Annotated in this window: 20 protein-coding genes; 9 read left to right on the forward strand and 11 right to left on the reverse strand. The window is 73.1% G+C overall.

Annotated elements, in window-relative coordinates; translation table 11 throughout:
- Positions 1-122: 122 nt before the first annotated feature.
- Positions 123-401, reverse strand: a complete 279-nt coding sequence (locus tag ACGFQC_RS31715) for a GlsB/YeaQ/YmgE family stress response membrane protein (protein ID WP_363091082.1) — start codon at positions 399-401, stop codon at positions 123-125.
- A gap of 200 nt (positions 402-601) precedes the next feature.
- On the opposite strand from ACGFQC_RS31715, the gene ACGFQC_RS31720 reads away from it, so the two are divergent.
- Positions 602-1,039: a DUF3099 domain-containing protein gene (locus ACGFQC_RS31720; RefSeq protein WP_363091083.1), complete on the forward strand. Its 438-nt coding sequence runs from the start codon at positions 602-604 to the stop codon at positions 1,037-1,039.
- Positions 1,040-1,213: 174 nt separating this feature from the next.
- Complete coding sequence (locus tag ACGFQC_RS31725) at positions 1,214-1,474, forward strand: hypothetical protein (RefSeq protein WP_363091084.1); 261 nt, start codon at positions 1,214-1,216, stop codon at positions 1,472-1,474.
- Here the strand turns inward: ACGFQC_RS31725 and moaA are convergent.
- The 3 genes from moaA to ACGFQC_RS31740 form a co-directional block, all read right to left on the reverse strand.
- Complete coding sequence (gene moaA / locus ACGFQC_RS31730) at positions 1,471-2,460, reverse strand: GTP 3',8-cyclase MoaA (RefSeq protein ID WP_363091085.1); 990 nt, start codon at positions 2,458-2,460, stop codon at positions 1,471-1,473. The genes ACGFQC_RS31725 and moaA overlap by 4 nt on opposite strands.
- Positions 2,461-2,629: 169 nt before the next feature.
- Positions 2,630-4,264 carry a cation acetate symporter gene (locus ACGFQC_RS31735; RefSeq protein ID WP_363091086.1) on the reverse strand — a complete coding sequence of 545 codons (1,635 nt, stop codon included), beginning with the start codon at positions 4,262-4,264 and terminating at the stop codon, positions 2,630-2,632.
- Positions 4,261-4,617: a DUF485 domain-containing protein gene (locus ACGFQC_RS31740; protein ID WP_363091087.1), complete on the reverse strand. Its 357-nt coding sequence runs from the start codon at positions 4,615-4,617 to the stop codon at positions 4,261-4,263. Before ACGFQC_RS31740 ends, ACGFQC_RS31735 begins: the two co-directional genes overlap by 4 nt.
- Positions 4,618-4,926: 309 nt before the next feature.
- Here ACGFQC_RS31740 and ACGFQC_RS31745 point away from each other — a divergent pair, with 309 nt between their 5' ends.
- The 6 genes from ACGFQC_RS31745 (at position 4,927) to ACGFQC_RS31770 (ending at position 11,745) form a co-directional block, all read left to right on the forward strand.
- On the forward strand, positions 4,927-6,456 hold the full coding sequence (locus tag ACGFQC_RS31745; protein WP_363091088.1) for a S8 family serine peptidase: 1,530 nt from the start codon (positions 4,927-4,929) through the stop codon (positions 6,454-6,456).
- A 365-nt stretch (positions 6,457-6,821) separates the two neighbouring features.
- Entirely contained in the window at positions 6,822-7,808 is a 987-nt protein-coding gene (locus ACGFQC_RS31750) for a DEDDh family exonuclease (RefSeq protein ID WP_363091089.1), read from the forward strand.
- Positions 7,809-7,887: 79 nt separating this feature from the next.
- Positions 7,888-8,121 (forward strand): hypothetical protein, encoded by a 234-nt coding sequence (locus tag ACGFQC_RS31755; RefSeq protein ID WP_363091090.1) that lies wholly within the window; start codon positions 7,888-7,890, stop codon positions 8,119-8,121.
- 48 nt (positions 8,122-8,169) lie between these two features.
- On the forward strand, positions 8,170-8,964 hold the full coding sequence (locus tag ACGFQC_RS31760) for an SURF1 family protein (protein WP_363091091.1): 795 nt from the start codon (positions 8,170-8,172) through the stop codon (positions 8,962-8,964).
- A 229-nt stretch (positions 8,965-9,193) separates the two neighbouring features.
- Positions 9,194-10,984 carry a glycoside hydrolase family 15 protein gene (locus tag ACGFQC_RS31765; protein ID WP_363091092.1) on the forward strand — a complete coding sequence of 597 codons (1,791 nt, stop codon included), beginning with the start codon at positions 9,194-9,196 and terminating at the stop codon, positions 10,982-10,984.
- A gap of 5 nt (positions 10,985-10,989) precedes the next feature.
- Entirely contained in the window at positions 10,990-11,745 is a 756-nt protein-coding gene (locus tag ACGFQC_RS31770) for an SDR family oxidoreductase (protein ID WP_363091093.1), read from the forward strand.
- Between the two features lie 51 nt (positions 11,746-11,796).
- Here ACGFQC_RS31770 and amaP read toward each other — a convergent pair whose 3' ends face one another.
- The 5 genes from amaP to ACGFQC_RS31795 are packed head-to-tail and all read right to left on the reverse strand — an operon-like array spanning position 11,797 to position 14,115.
- Positions 11,797-12,384, reverse strand: a complete 588-nt coding sequence (gene amaP / locus ACGFQC_RS31775; protein ID WP_363091094.1) for an alkaline shock response membrane anchor protein AmaP — start codon at positions 12,382-12,384, stop codon at positions 11,797-11,799.
- Complete coding sequence (locus tag ACGFQC_RS31780) at positions 12,381-13,025, reverse strand: DUF6286 domain-containing protein (protein ID WP_363091095.1); 645 nt, start codon at positions 13,023-13,025, stop codon at positions 12,381-12,383. Before ACGFQC_RS31780 ends, amaP begins: the two co-directional genes overlap by 4 nt.
- Positions 13,022-13,405, reverse strand: a complete 384-nt coding sequence (locus ACGFQC_RS31785; RefSeq protein WP_393289022.1) for a hypothetical protein — start codon at positions 13,403-13,405, stop codon at positions 13,022-13,024. The genes ACGFQC_RS31780 and ACGFQC_RS31785 overlap by 4 nt, the downstream gene beginning before the upstream one ends.
- On the reverse strand, positions 13,402-13,581 hold the full coding sequence (locus tag ACGFQC_RS31790; protein WP_363091196.1) for a hypothetical protein: 180 nt from the start codon (positions 13,579-13,581) through the stop codon (positions 13,402-13,404). The genes ACGFQC_RS31785 and ACGFQC_RS31790 overlap by 4 nt, the downstream gene beginning before the upstream one ends.
- Before the next feature lie 51 nt (positions 13,582-13,632).
- Complete coding sequence (locus ACGFQC_RS31795) at positions 13,633-14,115, reverse strand: Asp23/Gls24 family envelope stress response protein (protein ID WP_363091097.1); 483 nt, start codon at positions 14,113-14,115, stop codon at positions 13,633-13,635.
- Between the two features lie 87 nt (positions 14,116-14,202).
- Here ACGFQC_RS31795 and ACGFQC_RS31800 point away from each other — a divergent pair, with 87 nt between their 5' ends.
- Positions 14,203-14,925, forward strand: coding sequence for a nucleopolyhedrovirus P10 family protein (locus ACGFQC_RS31800; RefSeq protein WP_363091098.1), 723 nt, complete (start codon positions 14,203-14,205; stop codon positions 14,923-14,925).
- A 31-nt stretch (positions 14,926-14,956) separates the two neighbouring features.
- Here ACGFQC_RS31800 and ACGFQC_RS31805 read toward each other — a convergent pair whose 3' ends face one another.
- Positions 14,957-15,760 (reverse strand): enoyl-CoA hydratase/isomerase family protein, encoded by an 804-nt coding sequence (locus ACGFQC_RS31805; RefSeq protein ID WP_363091099.1) that lies wholly within the window; start codon positions 15,758-15,760, stop codon positions 14,957-14,959.
- 117 nt (positions 15,761-15,877) lie between these two features.
- Positions 15,878-16,099, reverse strand: coding sequence for a helix-turn-helix domain-containing protein (locus ACGFQC_RS31810; protein WP_004002281.1), 222 nt, complete (start codon positions 16,097-16,099; stop codon positions 15,878-15,880).
- Positions 16,100-16,161 lie beyond the last annotated feature (62 nt).

A 16,161-nucleotide genomic window follows, 5' to 3' on the forward strand; every position in this document is an offset into this window, starting at 1 on the left:
GGGGGGGGGGGGGGGGGGGGGGGGGGGGGGGGGGCCCCCGCCCCGGGGGGGGGGGGGCCGGGGGGGGGGGGGGCGGGGGGGGGGGGGGGCGCGCGGCCCCCCCCCCGCGCCTCTTCGTGCGCTCAGGCGTGGTGCCTGCGCCTGCCCAGCGTCCGGACGTACAGCATGTCGCCGACGGCGACGATGATGACGGCGGCGACCAGCTGGAAGATGTGCCGGCTCCAGTCGATGCCCGAGGTCTCCTCGACGCCGAAGCCCCGGGCGACGGCGTTGCCGACGATCGCGCCCAGGATGCCGAAGATGGTGGTCAGCCACAGTGGGCTGTGCTGCTTGCCCGGGATGATCGCCTTGGCGATCAGTCCCAGCACGAATCCCACGATGATCGCCCACAACCAGCCCATGACTGCCTCCTCGTACGGCTCTACACGAGCATTGCCCCCAGTGTCGGCCCGGCCTGCTTACGCCGCATGTCGGGCGCCGCCGTACGTGGTACGGCGCAGCGCGTTCGCCCGGCCGGCGGTGACCCGGTCTCGAGGGCGGCCGGGTCGCGGCGTACCGTTGACAAGCGGGGAGAGTTCGAGCGCGCGGATGGTGGAATGCGATGCGGAAGCAGCGCGGCGGCGGCGACGCCCAGGTGTTCCGGATCACCGGGGCACGCCAGGGGCTCCAGGAGGACGTCCGGGGCCGGCAGCGGCGGTACGTGATCTCGATGTCGGTCCGTACCGTGGCGGTGATCCTGGGAGCGACGCTGTGGAACGTGGAACGGCATGTCGCGGTGGTGGCGCTGGTCCTGGGTCTGGTCCTGCCGTACATCGCGGTGGTGATCGCCAATGCCGGACGGGAGAACGCGCCGGGGCTGCCGTCGACGTTCGTGACCACTCCCCCGCCGCCGATGATCACCGCCGGGCACGCGGAGGAACGAACGGCGCAAGAGGAGCCCTCCGCGGAATCCCCGCGGGAGGAACCGGAGTCCCCGCGCGAGGAACCCGGGCCCCGGTCGGGGCACGTGGAGGCCGGTCCGGCAGAGCGGCGGCCATGAGCCCGCCGTACGCCGAGGCCAATAAAAGCTGTTGTTCCAGTGCCGTGGCGCCGGGTCGCCGTGACATACTTCGTACGCGCTCCGCATCCCCCGTCGGAGCGACGGACCGACGCCGGGCAGCTCCCCCCGTGGCTGCTCGGCGTCGCCTTTTCCGCGCATCTGTGAGACGAACCTGTGAGTGACGAGACCCCGATCTGCTCCGCGAAGGGCTGCCGTGCCGACGCCGTGTGGGTACTGGCGTGGAACAACCCGAAGATCCACACGCCGGAGCGCCGCAAGACGTGGCTGGCGTGCGAGGAGCACCGGGAGCACCTGTCGCAGTTCCTCGGAGTGCGCGGCTTCCTGAAGGACGTCGTCCTGCTGGAGGAGTGGGAGTCGCCCGAGGTTCCTCAGGGTCCGGTTCCCGGGACGCCCCGGGCGCCCGGAGCGTCCTAACCGCCGATCGCCGACATCGGGCGGTCCGGCTGGACGAAGGCCGGGTCGTCCAGGCCCGCGCCCGCCTTCTTGCCCCACATCGCCAGGCGCCAGATGCGCGCGATCTCCTCGTCGGGGGCGTCGGAGCGCAGGGCGGCACGCAGGTCGGTCTCCTCGCGGGCGAAGAGACAGGTGCGGACCTGACCGTCCGCCGTGAGGCGGGTACGGTCGCAGGCCGCGCAGAACGGGCGGGTGACGGAGGCGATGACGCCAACCCGATGCGGGCCGCCGTCGACGATCCAGCGTTCGGCCGGGGCCGAACCGCGCTCCTGCGAGCCCTCCTCGGTGAGGTCGAAGCGGGTGCGCAGGGAGGCGAGGATGTCGCCCGCCGTGACCATGCCCTCGCGCTTCCAGCCGTGCTGGGCGTCCAGGGGCATCTGTTCGATGAACCGCAGCTCGTAGTCGTGCTCGACGGCCCAGGCGAGGAGGTCGGGGGCCTCGTCGGCGTTGAGGCCGGGCATCAGGACCGCGTTCACCTTGACCGGGGTCAGGCCCGCGTCCCGGGCGGCCCTGAGGCCTTCGAGGACGTCCTTGTGGCGGTCGCGGCGGGTGAGGGTCTTGAAGACGTCCGGGCGGAGCGTGTCGAGGGAGACGTTGACCCGGTCCAGGCCCGCGGCCTTGAGGGCCGGGGCCGTGCGCCTGAGGCCGATGCCGTTGGTGGTCAGCGACATCCGGGGGCGCGGGCCCAGGGCCGCGACCCGCTCGACGATGCCGACCAGGCCGGGGCGCAGCAGGGGTTCGCCGCCGGTGAAGCGGACCTCCTCGATGCCGAGGGAGGTGACGGCGATGTCGATCAGGCGGACGATCTCGTCGTCCGTGAGCAGATCCGGCTTGGCCAGCCACTGCAGGCCCTCTTCGGGCATGCAGTACGTGCACCGGAGATTGCAGCGGTCGGTCAGTGAGACGCGCAGGTCGGTGGCCACCCGGCCGTAGGTGTCGATGAGCACGCGGGCCCCCTCCCTCGTAGCGGATCACAGGTGTTCGCAGTTGTTCCGTCTTCTGTGAGCCTACGCGACGCCACCGACAACGAGGAGGGCGCGATCTCCGGGAGGCGCGAGGGGCCGCGTCGTGGGGATCCGTGGATCGCCCGCGACGCGGCCCCTTCGACGGGGTGGGTCAGTGTGCGCCGGTGCCGGTCAGGGACCGCACCTCCAGCTCGGCGTACTTGGCGGTGTCCGGCCCCTCCTTGGACAGGACCGTGCCGAGGAAGCCCATCAGGAAGCCGAAGGGGATGGAGATGATGCCGGGGTTCTTCAGCGGGAACCAGGCGAAGTCCACGTCGGGGAACATCGCCTTGGGGTCGCCGGAGACGACGGGCGAGAACAGCACCAGGCCGACCGCCACGATCAGGCCGCCGTAGATCGACCACAGGGCGCCCCGGGTGGTGAACCGCTTCCAGAACAGGCTGTAGAGGATGGTCGGCAGGTTGGCGGAGGCGGCGACCGCGAAGGCCAGCGCGACGAGGCCGGCCACGTTGAGGTCGCGGGCGAGGGCGCCGAGGGCGATGGAGACGACGCCGATGAGGACGGTCGCCCAGCGGGCCGCCCTCATCTCCTCCTTCTCCGTGGCCTGCCCCTTGCGGATGACGTTGGCGTAGATGTCGTGCGCGAAGGACGAGGAGGAGGCGAGGGTGAGGCCGGCGACCACGGCGAGGATCGTCGCGAAGGCGACCGCCGAGATCGTGGCGAGCAGGATCGCGCCCCAGGCCGAGTCGACGCCGCCCAGGTGCAGGGCGAGCAGCGGCGCCGCCGTGTTGCCGGACGGGTTGGAGGCGATGATCTCGTCCTGGGAGATCAGGGCGGCGGCGCCGAAGCCGAGCGCGATGGTCATCAGGTAGAAGCCGCCGATGATGCCGATGGCCCAGTTCACGGACTTCCGGGCGGCCTTGGCGTTGGGGACCGTGTAGAAGCGGATCAGGATGTGCGGCAGGCCGGCGGTGCCCAGGACCAGGGCGATGCCGAGGGAGAGGAAGTCCAGCTTGGTGGTGCCGGTGGCGCCGTACTGGAGGCCGGGTTCCAGGAAGGCGGCGCCCTTGCCGCTGTTCTCGGCGGCGCTGCCGAGCAGGTCGGAGATGTTGAAGTCGAACTTCAGCAGCACCAGGAAGGTGATCAGGAGGGTGCCGCCGATGAGCAGCACGGCCTTGACCATCTGCACCCAGGTGGTGCCCTTCATGCCACCGATGGAGACGTACACGATCATCAGCAGGCCGACCAGGGCGACGATGGCGATCTTGCCCGCGTCGGAGGTGATGCCGAGCAGCAGGGAGACCAGGACGCCCGCGCCCGCCATCTGGGCCAGCAGGTAGAAGATCGAGACGACGATCGTGGAGGTGCCGGCCGCCGTGCGGACCGGGCGCTGGCGCATGCGGTAGGCCAGGACGTCGCCCATGGTGTAGCGGCCGGAGTTCCTCAGCGGCTCGGCCACCAAGAGCAGCGCGACCAGCCAGGCGACCAGGAAGCCGATGGAGTAGAGGAAGCCGTCGTAGCCGAAGAGGGCGATGGCGCCGGCGATGCCCAGGAAGGAGGCGGCCGACATGTAGTCGCCGGAGACGGCGAGGCCGTTCTGGAAGGCGCTGAACTGGCGCCCGCCCGCGTAGAAGTCGGCCGCGTCCTTGGTCTGGCGGCCCGCCCAGACCGTGATGGCGAGCGTCGCGACGACGAACAGGGCGAACAGCGTGATGATGAGCGTCCGGTGCTCGCTGGCCTCGTTGGCCGCGAGGTCGGCGGCGAGAAGCGTGTGTGCGGGGCTCATGCGGCGTCCTCCATCCGGGACTTGATCGCCTCGGCCTTGGGGTCGAGCTTCGTGGCGGCGTGCCGCGCGTACCACCAGGCGATGAGGAACGTGGTGAGGAACTGGGCGAGCCCCAGGACCATGGCGACGTTGATGTTGCCGAACAGCTTGGTGCCCATGAAGTCGCCCGCGTAGTTGGACAGCAGGACGTACAGCAGGTACCAGGCGATGAAGGCGAAGGTCAGTGGGAAGGCGAAGCCGCGGTAGGAGCGGCGCAGTTCACCGAACTCCGCGCTCTCCTGCACCGCGACGAACTCCTCGGCGGAGGGAAGTCGGGCTGGGGTCTTCGAGGGGGGCGGTGTCTCGGTGGCCACGGAGTCTCCTCGCGTTGCGGGTGCGGTGGGTAAAGGGCGGGCGAGGGGCCTCGCCGTCCCTGCCCAAGGTCACGGCGGCGCACGACGACGGGTTCAACACCTCGCACCGGTTTCCGAAGTGGCCTCGGCGCCTCCTGGCCAACGAGCGGCGCCCGGCGAAGGTCATGGCCGGGTGAACTGACCTCCCGAAGGTCATTGCTGGGCGGCGAGTCGGGGAGATAGCTTCGGGCGAGCACCACCCCGTCATGTACCTGCCCAGGCACGACCCGTGTCCGGGCAGGTCTCGCTTCCGGATGATGTGGAGACCCCATGGCTCATCTGCCTTCCAGACGCCGCCTCGCCCTCGCGGTGCCCGTCGTGCTGTCGCTGACCGCCTCCCTCGGCTTCCTGCCGACGGCGGCCTCGGCGGCTCCGGTCACGGCTGCGGCCACCCTGACGGCCGACGCCGGAACGCTGGCGTACGTCGTCAACACCAAGGTGGACCACCGCACGATCGAGTCGGTGAAGAAGGCGATCGTCGCGGCCGACGGCACCGTCGTCGCGACCTACGCGAAGATCGGCGTCATCGTCGTGCACTCGGCGAACCCCGACTTCGGCGCGCAGATACGCGCGGTGCGCGGGGTGCAGTCGGCGGGCGCGACCCGCACGGCGCCGCTGAGCCCCGCCGGGACCACCGACGAGGGCGCCGCCGAGCTGATGTCGGCGGCCCAGGCCGCGAAGACGGCGAGCGCGTCCGCCGCGGCGGGCGCGAGCGAGCCGCTCGAGGCCGACCAGTGGGACCTGCGTGCCATCGGCGCCGACAAGGCCGCCGAGATCAACCCGGGCAGCAGCAAGGTGACCGTCGCCGTCATCGACACCGGTGTGGACGACACCCACCCGGACCTCGCGCCGAACTTCTCCGCCGCCCAGTCGGCCAACTGCGTCGGCGGCGTCGCGGACACCTCCGAGGGCGCCTGGCGCCCGTACACCGTCGAGGACTACCACGGCACGCACGTCGCCGGTGAGATCGCGGCGGCCCGCAACGGCATCGGCGTGGCCGGTGTCGCGCCCGGCGTGAAGGTCGCCGGCATCAAGGTGAGCGACCCGAAGGACGGCCTCTTCTACCCGGAGAACGTGGTCTGCGCCTTCGTGTTCGCCGCCGACCACGGGGTCGAGATCACGAACAACAGCTACTACGTGGACCCGTGGCTGTACAACTGCATGGACGACCCCGACCAGAAGGCCATCGTCGACGCGGTCAACAGGGCGCAGCTGTACGCCCAGAAGAAGGGCACGCTCAACGTCGCCTCGGCCGGCAACTCCAACCACGACCTGGACTCCGACGCGATCGTCGACTCCACCAGCCCGGACGACTCCACTCCGGTGACGCGGACGATCGACCCGCACGAGTGCTTCGACGTGCCGACCCAGCTGCCGGGGGTCGTCACGGTGAGCGCGACGGGCGTCAAGGGCACCAAGTCGTACTACTCCACGTACGGTCAGGGCGTCGTCGACGTGGCGGCGCCGGGCGGCGACCGGTACCAGATCCCGGAGACCCCGTCGGCCAACGGCCGCATCCTGTCGACGATGCCGAACAACGCGTACGGCTTCCTCCAGGGCACCTCGATGGCGTCCCCGCACGTCGCCGGTGTGGCCGCGCTGCTGAAGTCGACCCACCCGTGGGCCTCCCCGGCGACGCTGCAGGCGCTGCTCAAGGCGCAGGCCGACAACCCGGGCTGCCCCACCGAGCCGTACGACGGCAACGGTGACGGTGTGGTGGACGCGACCTGTGAGGGCGGCAAGCGCGTCAACGGCTTCTACGGCTTCGGCGTGGTGAACGCGCTGCGTGCGGTGAAGTAGCCGGGACGCCCCGCGGAAGGCCGGGCGGAGCGCATCCGCCCGGCCTTCCGGCGTCTTCGGCGGTCGCCGGCGCGGTCCGGGGCCGGTGCGGACAGGAAACAGCCGGGGACGGCAGGGACCGCGCCCCTCGGGCCCGGCCCTCGCCTCCGCCGCCCCGCCCGGACCCCCGCCGCACCCGGCGGTGAGCCGGCCGCTCACGTCCCCGGCATCGCGCGGCGCGCCAGTACGGCCGGCCCGGCATCGAACCTCCGCACGTCCGCCGCGCCCTCCGTCCGGCTTCGTCCCGCACGCGCGTGCGGGTGTGTCCGGCCGCGGAGTGGGAGGCGTGCGTGGGCTGTCGGTGGCGGCCCGTATCCTCATTGACCATGCTCGAAGACCGCACGCCCGCAGCGTCCTCCCCCACGGAGTGGCCGGCCGCCTACCCCCGGGGATACGCGGTCGTCGACGTGGAGACCACCGGCCTGGCCCGCGACGACCGGATCATCTCCGCAGCCGTGTACCGGCTGGACGCGCGCGGTGAGGTCGAGGACCACTGGTACACGCTGGTCAACCCGGAGCGCGACCCGGGTCCGGTGTGGATCCACGGTCTGACGAGCGAGGTGCTGGAGGGCGCGCCGCTCTTCCGGGACGTGGCGCAGGAGTTCGCGGACCGGCTCGACGGCCGGGTGCTGGTCGCGCACAACGCGGTGTTCGACTGGCAGATGATCGCCCGCGAGTACGCGCGCGCGAAGCGCGAGGCCCCGGTGAGGCAGCGGTTGTGCACCATCGCGCTCGCCAAGGAGCTGGCCCTGCCGCTGCCCAACCACAAGCTGGAGTCGCTGGCCGCCCACTTCGGTGTCGTCCAGCGGCGGGCGCACCACGCCCTGGACGACGCGCGCGTGCTGGCGGAGGCGTTCCGGCCGAGTCTGCGGGCCGCGGCGGCGGGGGGTGTGCGGCTGCCGCTGCACGAGTGCCGGCCGCTGACGGAGTGGCAGGACCGTCCCGCGCCGCGGGTCGGGCAGCAGGCGGGCGGCGGCCACCGGCCGACGGGTTGGCGTCCGGCCCGGAAGCGGCCCGCGTGCCCGTACCCCAACCCGGGGCGGTACGAAGACGGCAAACGCCTCAGACAGGGCATGCGCATCGCGTTCTCCGGGGACACCTCGGTCGAGCGCGAGCTGCTGGAGGACCGCGCGACCGAGGCCGGACTGCACGTCGCCACGTCGATCTCCCGGCTGACCAGCCTGCTCGTCACCAACGACCCCGACTCGGGCACCTCCAAGGTGGTCAAGGCCCGCCAGTTCGGGACGCCGGTGGTGGACGAGGCGGCGTTCGGCCAGCTGCTGCGCGACGTCGAGCCGGCCGCTCCGCGGTGACCGTACGGACGGGTGATTGCCGCGCGACTCGCCCGGCACCGTCTCGCCCGCGCCGCGCCGACGGCCCACCCTGTGGCCCATGGCGACATGTGAAGTCTGCGGCAACAACTACGGAATGACCTTCGAGGTGCACGCGCAGGGCGCGGTGCACGTCTTCGACTGCTTCTCCTGTGCGATCCACCGCATGGCCCCGATCTGCGAGCACTGCCGGGTGCAGATCATCGGCCAGGGCGTGGAGGCCGAGGGGCGCTGGTACTGCGGCGCCCACTGCGCCCGCGCGGAGGGAAAGGCGGGCATCGTCGACCGGGTCTGAAGCGGCCCCACCCGAAAACACCCCACGGCCGGGAGGTACCGTCGTGGGGTGTACCGCTTCCTGTTGTCCCGGCAGTGGGTGATCATCACGCTCGTCGCCCTCCTCCTGATCCCCACGATGATCGAACTGGGCATCTGGCAGATGCACCGCTACGACGAGCGCACCGCCCGCAACCGGCTGGTCTCCCAGGCGCTCTCCGCCGACCCCGTACCGGTGGAGAGGCTGACCTCCCCGGGCCACACCGTCGGCACCGGCCAGCGGTACCGCTCCGTGACCGCCGTGGGCCGTTTCGACCCCGAGCGGGAGATCGTGGTCCGGCGGCGCGTCAACGGCGACGAGGAGGTCGGCTTCCACGTCGTCACCCCGTTCGTCCTGAAGGACGGGAGGGTGCTGCTGGTCAACCGCGGCTGGATCCCCGCCGACGCCCCCAGCCAGACGACGTTCCCCGAGGTCCCGGCGCCGCCCGCCGGCCAGGTCACCGTGACCGGGCGGCTGATGCCCGACGAGACGACCGCGGCGAGCGGCATCAAGAACCTCCGGGGGCTGCCGGACCGGCAGGTCATGCTGATCAACAGCGCGCAGGAGGCGCGGCGCCTCGGCGCCCGGGTCCTCGGCGGCTACATCGCGCAGACGGAACCCGAGCCCGCGAACGGCACCCCCGAACTGATCGGCAGGCCCGGCGACGAGGACGCCGCGCTCAACTACGCCTACGCGATCCAGTGGTGGCTGTTCTCCGCGGGCGTACCGGTCGGCTGGGTGATCCTGGTCCGGCGGGAGCTGCGCGACCGCAGGGAGGCAGCCGCCGCGCAGAAGCCGGCGGAGGCACAGCCCGCGGCGGTCTGAGGCCCGCCGGGCCGTACCCCGGGGGCCGCGCCCGGCCCTGCCTCCCGGGGCCGCGCCGGGCCGCACCGCCGAGCCGCGGCCGGCCTCGCCGCCGAACCCGAACCCGTGCCCGAACCCGAGCGCACCGCCCGATCCCGCGGCCGGAAGCCGGCCGAAAGCACCGGCACCGTGTCACCCGCCCGGCTTCCGCCCGGATTGCCCTGCCGCACTGCCGGGAACCCGCACCCCCGTGCACCCCCATATCGAGGACTACGCCGTCATCGGCGACGAACAGACCGCGGCCCTGGTCGGCATGGACGGCTCGATCGACTGGCTGTGCCTGCCCCGCTTCGACTCCGGGGCCTGCTTCGCGCGCCTCCTGGGCGACGAGGACAACGGCCACTGGCGCATCGCCCCCGAGGGCGCCGACGGGAAGTACTGCACCCGCCGCGCCTACCGCCCGGACACGCTCGTCCTGGACACCGAGTGGGAGACCGACGAGGGCGCGATCCGCGTCACCGACCTGATGCCGCAGCGCGACCGGGCCCCCGACGTCGTACGGATCGTCGAGGGACTGCGCGGGCGGGTCACCGTCCACAGCGCGCTGCGGCTGCGCTTCGACTACGGCTGGGTCGTCCCGTGGATGCGCCGGGTCGACGGCCACCGGGTGGCGGTCGCCGGGCCGGACGCGGTGTGGTTGCGCAGCGAGCCGGAGGTGCGCACCTGGGGCGAGAACTTCAGCACCCACGCGGAGTTCACCGTCGCCGCGGGCGAGACGGTCGCGTTCGTGCTGACCTGGCACCCCTCGCACCACGCGCGCCCGCCGCTCGTCGACCCTTACGAGGCGCTGCGGGCCAGCGTCGCGGACTGGCGGGCGTGGTCGGCGCGCTGCCGCTACGACGGACCCCACCGGGACGCCGTGATCCGCTCCCTCATCACCCTGAAGGCCCTCACCTACGTACCGACGGGCGGCATCGTCGCCGCACTCACCACGTCCCTGCCCGAGGAGCTGGGCGGGGTCCGCAACTGGGACTACCGCTACTGCTGGCTGCGCGACTCCACCCTGACCCTCGGCGCCCTGCTGGCGGCCGGCCACGAGGACGAGGCCGAGGCCTGGCGCGACTGGCTGCTGCGTGCCGTCGCGGGCGACCCGGCGGACCTCCAGATCATGTACGGGCTGGCGGGCGAGCGCCGGCTGCCCGAGTTCGAGCTGCCGTGGCTGTCCGGCTACGCGGGTTCCCGTCCGGTGCGCATCGGCAACGGCGCCGTGAGCCAGCTCCAGCTCGACGTGTACGGCGAGGTGATGGACTCGCTGTCACTGGCCCGCACCGCGGGGATGTCGCCCAAGCCGCACGTGTGGTCGCTCCAGTGCGCGCTGATGAACTGGCTGTGCGAGAACTGGCGGCAGCCCGACGAGGGGCTCTGGGAGGTGCGCGGCGGCCGCCGCCAGTTCGTGCACTCCAAGGTGATGGTGTGGGTGGCCGCCGACCGTGCCGTCCGGGCGCTGGAGCGCCACCCGCGGCTCAGCGGCGACCTCGAGAGGTGGCGGGCGCTGCGCGACGAGGTGCACCGTGAGGTGTGCGAGAAGGGCTACGACCCCGAGCGCAACACCTTCACGCAGTACTACGGTTCGCGCGAGCTGGACGCCGCCCTGCTGCTCATCCCGCGCGTCGGCTTCCTGCCCCCCTCGGACCCGCGGGTGACCGGCACCGTCGACGCCGTCCGCGAGGAACTCGGGCACGACGGTCTGCTGCGCCGCTACAGCACCGCCGGGCAGGCCGTCGACGGTCTGCCCGGCGACGAGGGCACCTTCCTGGCGTGCTCCTTCTGGCTCGCGGACGCCCTGCACATGACGGGCCGGTCCCAGGAGGCGCGCGAGCTGTTCGACCGCCTGGTGGCCCTGGCCAACGACGTGGGACTGCTGGCCGAGGAGTACGACCCGAAGGCCGGCCGCCACCTGGGGAACTTCCCGCAGGCGTTCAGCCACATCGGGCTGGTCAACACCGCCCTCACGCTGTACGGCGGCGGGCAGGCAGGATAGGGACCATGGATCTTGGACTGAAGGACCGGGTGTACGTCGTCACCGGGGCCACCCGCGGCCTCGGCAACGCCGCCGCGCGCGAGCTGGTCGCGGACGGCGCGAAGGTGGTCGTCACGGGGCGGGACGGGGAGCGGGCCGTCGAGGCGGCGAGGGCGCTGGGGCCGGACGCGGTCGGGGTCGGCGTCGACAACGCCGACCCCGAGGCGCCCGCGCGGCTGATCGCGGCCGCGCGGGAGGCGTTCGGCCGTTTCGACGGTGTGCTGGTGAGCGTGGGCGGGCCGCCGCCCGGGTTCGTCGCGGACAACACGGACGAGCAGTGGATGGCGGCGTTCGAGTCGGTGTTCCTGGGCGCAGTGCGGCTGGCGCGGGCGGCCGCCGCCGAGCTGGAGGCCGGGGGTGTCGTCGGGTTCGTGCTGTCGGGGTCGGTGCACGAACCGATTCCGGGGCTGACGATCTCCAACGGGCTGCGGCCGGGACTGGCCGGGTTCGCGAAGTCGCTCTCCGACGAACTGGGGCCGCGCGGGATCCGGGTCGTGGGGCTGCTGCCGGCGCGGATCGACACCGACCGGGTGCGCGAGCTGGACGCGCTGTCGGCCGATCCGGAGGCGACCCGGGCCGCGAACCAGTCCCGGATCCCGCTGCGGCGGTACGGGACGCCGGAGGAGTTCGGGCGGGTGGCGGCCTTCCTGTTGTCGCCGGCCGCCTCCTACCTGACCGGCGTCATGGTCCCGGTGGACGGCGGGATGCGGCACGGGTTCTGAGGGACCGCCCGCCGCCCGGCCCGGGACAGTCCGGGCCGATCCGGGCCGGCGTCAACCGACCCGTTCCGCCTTGTGCTTGTGCGTCCTGAGGCGGACCTCCGCCGGGAGCGACGGCAGCGCCGCCGAGTCCCGCGCGTGGGACAGGCACTCGTTCGTCAGCCGGTCGAGCGCCACGGCCGGGTCCACGTGCGGTTCCAGCAGGAGTCGTACGCGGGCCTCGGGGGCGTTCTGGCGGCCCGTGAGGTGGGCGCGGCTGTGGGACACGCCGTCCAGCCGGGCCGCGTCGCCGGCCAGGGCGTTCTCCAGGGCACGGCCGCGCAGCACGGCGCCCGCGCCGTCGCCGGTGTCGACGAGGACCTCGCCGAGGCGGCGCCGGCGCAGGACCGCGACCAGCCACCACAGGGCGAGCAGGACGAGCACCGCCAGCACGGCGAGGACGGTCGGCCACCACCAGCCCTCGTCCCGCCAGCGGGTGCGCTCGGCGGTGCTGAGCAGGACGTCGTGCCGGTCGTCGTGGATCCACCAGGAGGGCGGGTCCGCGCCCAGGCCGACGGCGAGCACGGCGCCGCCGACGACGAGCAGGACGAGGCCCACCAGTCCCAGGGCCACGCGGTTGACGGTCCTGAGCATCGTCGTCATCCCTTCTTCCCGGGCCGGCGCACGTGCACGGACAGCGCGGGCGGCCGGGCGAGCCCCAGGCCGCGGACGGCGTCGCCGAGCACGTCCTCCAGGTCCGCGCGCACCTCGTCCAGGTCGCGGAAGTGCGAGACCGCCCGGACGTCGGCCCGGCGGCGCCCGGAGCGGACGTGGACCGACTGCACGCCGGCGACCTCCATGGCCCGGTCGCGCAGCACCAGCCCGGCGGCACCCCGGTGCAGTCCGGCGCGGACGTCGGGGTGGGGGCGCCGCATGGGCAGCAGGTCGCGCAGCCCGGGCGTGACGGCGAGGAGGACCAGCCACAGGCCGAGGGCGGCGGCGACACCCGCGCCGACGAGGACCCAGGTGTCGTCCAGGGGCCGTTCGGCGAGCTGCCGTGCCAGCTCCCGGCGTACGTGCAGGGCCGGCCGGTCGGACCGCACCGCGGCGACGTCGTACAGGAGCACGCCCGTGAGGGCGGCGAGCAGCAACGCGACGACGGCCGCCGGGATCCGGCGGGCCGACCAGAAGCGTCCGCTGCTCGGCGCGGGGGCGGGTCCGGGCGGGGGTGTGCCGTCCTCGGCCGCCTTCTCGAGGACCGGCGGTCGTCGTGTGGTGCCCTCGGGGCCCAGGGACTCGCTCATGACGTCCTCCCGTGTGCCACGCCGTGTTCCGCCGCCAGATGCAGGCGTTCGACCTGGACGGCGACCTCCGGCACCTCCATTCCCACCAACGCGCCTACGCGCTCGGTGACATGACGACGCACCGCGTGGCAGCGGGGGCCGATGTCGGTCGGATAGCCGAGTTCGAGGTGGACGCGGATGTGCGCGGCGTCGTGGTGGACGACCACGGTGGCGTGCGGGCGGGCGGCGTCGGCCGGCAGCGCGCCCACCGCCTCGCGCGCGGCCTGCGCGGCGACCTTCGCCACCACCCGGTCGGCGATCCGGGTGGCGCCCCGCTCCCTGGGCGGGACCGCGGCCGGGCGGGTGCCGGGTGCGCCGGGTCCCTCGCTCACGGACGTCACCGGCGCCGGTCGTCACGCGCGCGGAAGAAGTCACCGAGTTCCAGGTCCCCTTCCAGGAACCGGCCGGCGACGAACCCGACGGCGCCCAGCGCCGCCACCAGCAGGAAGGCCCCGAACCCGCCGAAGTATCCGGCGAAGCCCAGTGCCATGCCGGCGATCATGCCCACCACGGCCATGTTGTTCACGGTGCACTCCCCTCAGCGGCCCGGTCGCCCGTGGCCGGTGTGTCACTGGAGCCGGGACTCCGGCTCCTCGTCCTCTTCCTCGGGCAGCTTGACGTCGCTGACCGCGATGTTGACCTCGACCACCTCGAGGCCGGTCATCCGCTCGACGGCCGCGATGACGTTCTCGCGCACGTCCCGGGAGACCTCGGTGATGGACACGCCGTAGTCGACCACGATCTCCAGGTCGAGTGCCGTCTGCACCTCGCCGACCTCGGCCTTGACGCCGCGGGTGACGGACTTCGTGCCGCCGGGCACCCGGTCGCGCACCGCGCCGAAGGTACGGCTGATGCCGCTGCCCATCGCGTGCACGCCGACCACGTCGCGGGCCGCCAGTCCGGCGATCTTCTCCACGACGCCGTCGGCGATGGTGGTGCGTCCGCGCGATCCCGGGTCGTCGCCGCCGCGCCTCGCCGCCTTGCGGGTCGACACCGGCTCGATGCCGCCGTCCGGGAGTTGTGTCCTGCTCTGTTCGGTCGTCTCACTCATCGCCGCACGTCCTTTTCGGTCGTCGTCCTTCTGCCACCGTAAGCGCGGTGAGCCGTCCTCGCCCCAGGGATGCGGCAGGCTGGAGGAATGACGTCGGACAGATGGACGCGCGTGGTGCGCGAACAACTCGCAATGGGCCGGTTGCTCCCTTTGGGCGGGCCGCGGGACGGGGCGTGGATCGCGGAGGACGCGGCGGAGGCGGTGCTGCGGCGGGCGGTGAGGGAGCTGCCCGGCGTGCGCCTGGGTGCGTTGCGGATCGCGGTGGCGGATCCCGACGCGGTGTACGAGCCGGTGGTGCCGGCGCCGCCGAGCGCGCTGCCGCCGGGTCCGTTGCGGGTGACGGCGGAGTTCGCGGCGGCGGCCTCCGAACCGCTGCCCACGACCGCGTCCCGGCTGCGCACCGCGCTGGCGCTGGCGGCGGTGGAGCGGCTCGGGCTGGTGGTGGCCGAGGTGGACCTGCGGGTGACGGCGCTGCTCGACGGTGAGGAGGAACGGCCGGGGTCCGGGCCGCAGTCCCAGCGGCCGCCCCGGTCGGCCGGGGCGGCGCGGGAGGGCGACGAGGCGCGCGTCGCCGAGGCCGCCCTGTCGGTGCCCGGGGTGTCCGCGCTGACGGACGTGCTCGGGCGCGCGGTGCGCCTGGAGGAGCGGCGGGAGACGACGGCCGCCCTGCCGCGGCGGCACGTGTGCGTGGAGATCGCGGTGCGCGCGGACCACCGGGCGCTGGAAGTGGCCCGGGGGGTCCGCGCGGCGGTGGCGGAAGCGCTGACGGATCAGCCGACGGTGGCGGTGCTGGTGACGGCGGCGGGCTGAACGCCCACCGCACCCGCCGGCCCCGGCGGGGTCACTCTCCGAGGCCGGCCAGGTCCCGCAGGCGGCGGGCCTGGGAGGCGCGTTCGGCCGCCCGCTGCTCGTCGTACGTCCTGTCGCCGGCGCCGCGCAGCAGCGTCTTCGTCTCGACGACCGCGTCGCGCGGCGCGGCCAGGACCGCCGCGGCCAGCTCGCGGACCGCCGCGTCGAGTTCGGCGACGGGCACGGCGACGTTGGCGAGGCCGGTGGCGACCGCCTCCTCGGCGTGCACGAAGCGGCCGGTCAGGCAGATCTCGACGGCGCGTCCGTATCCCACGAGGGAGACGAGGGGGTGCGTGCCGGTGAGGTCCGGTACCAGGCCGAGGCCGGTCTCGCGCATGGCGAACTGCACGTCGTCGGCGACGACGCGCAGGTCACAGGCGAGGGCGAGCTGGAAGCCCGCGCCGATGGCGTGGCCCTGGACGGCGGCGATCGACACGAGGTCGTTGCGCCGCCACCAGGTGAAGCCCTCCTGGAACTCGGCGATGGCGGTGTCGAGTTCGGCGTCGCCACTGCGCGCGAGATCGACGAAGGACGGCTCGCCCTCGATCCCCTCGGGCGTGAACATCTGCCGGTCGAGGCCGGCGGAGAAGGACTTGCCCTCGCCGCGCAGCACGACCACGCGGACGGAGCCCGGCAGTTGCCGGCCCGCTTCGGCCAGCGCGCGCCACATCGCGGGGCTCTGCGCGTTGCGCTTGGCCGGATGGGTCAGCGTCACCGTGGCGAGTGCGTCGTCGACGGTGAGCCGTACGCCGTCCTTGTCGAGCAGGGGAACGAGTTCCTGGCCGGACGTGGCCATGGGGCGCCTCCGATGAGTGCGGTCAGCTAGCGGTCAGCTAAGTGACTGCACAGTAACCACCCGGTCGATCGGAAGACCGACCGGGTGGCCACCATCGGAGCCGATGGGCCGCCCGGATCAGGACGAGGCGGCCTTCTTGCCGCGTGTCGCTCCGCCACGCCCACGGAGCGTGACGCCCGACTCGCTGAGCATCCGGTGCACGAAGCCATACGAGCGACCGGTCTCCTCGGCCAGTGCCCGGATGCTCGCACCGGAGTCGTACTTCTTCTTCAGGTCTGCCGCGAGCTTGTCGCGCGCGGCGCCGGTCACCCGGCTGCCCTTCTTCAGAGTCTCGGCCACCCGTGCCTCCTCATGGGAAGTGCGCTCTGGTCCCCTCATGATCACCCCTCCGGGGCCCGATG

It is taken from the genome of Streptomyces sp. NPDC048734, assembly GCF_043198675.1.
Classification (GTDB): Bacteria; Actinomycetota; Actinomycetes; order Streptomycetales; family Streptomycetaceae; genus Streptomyces.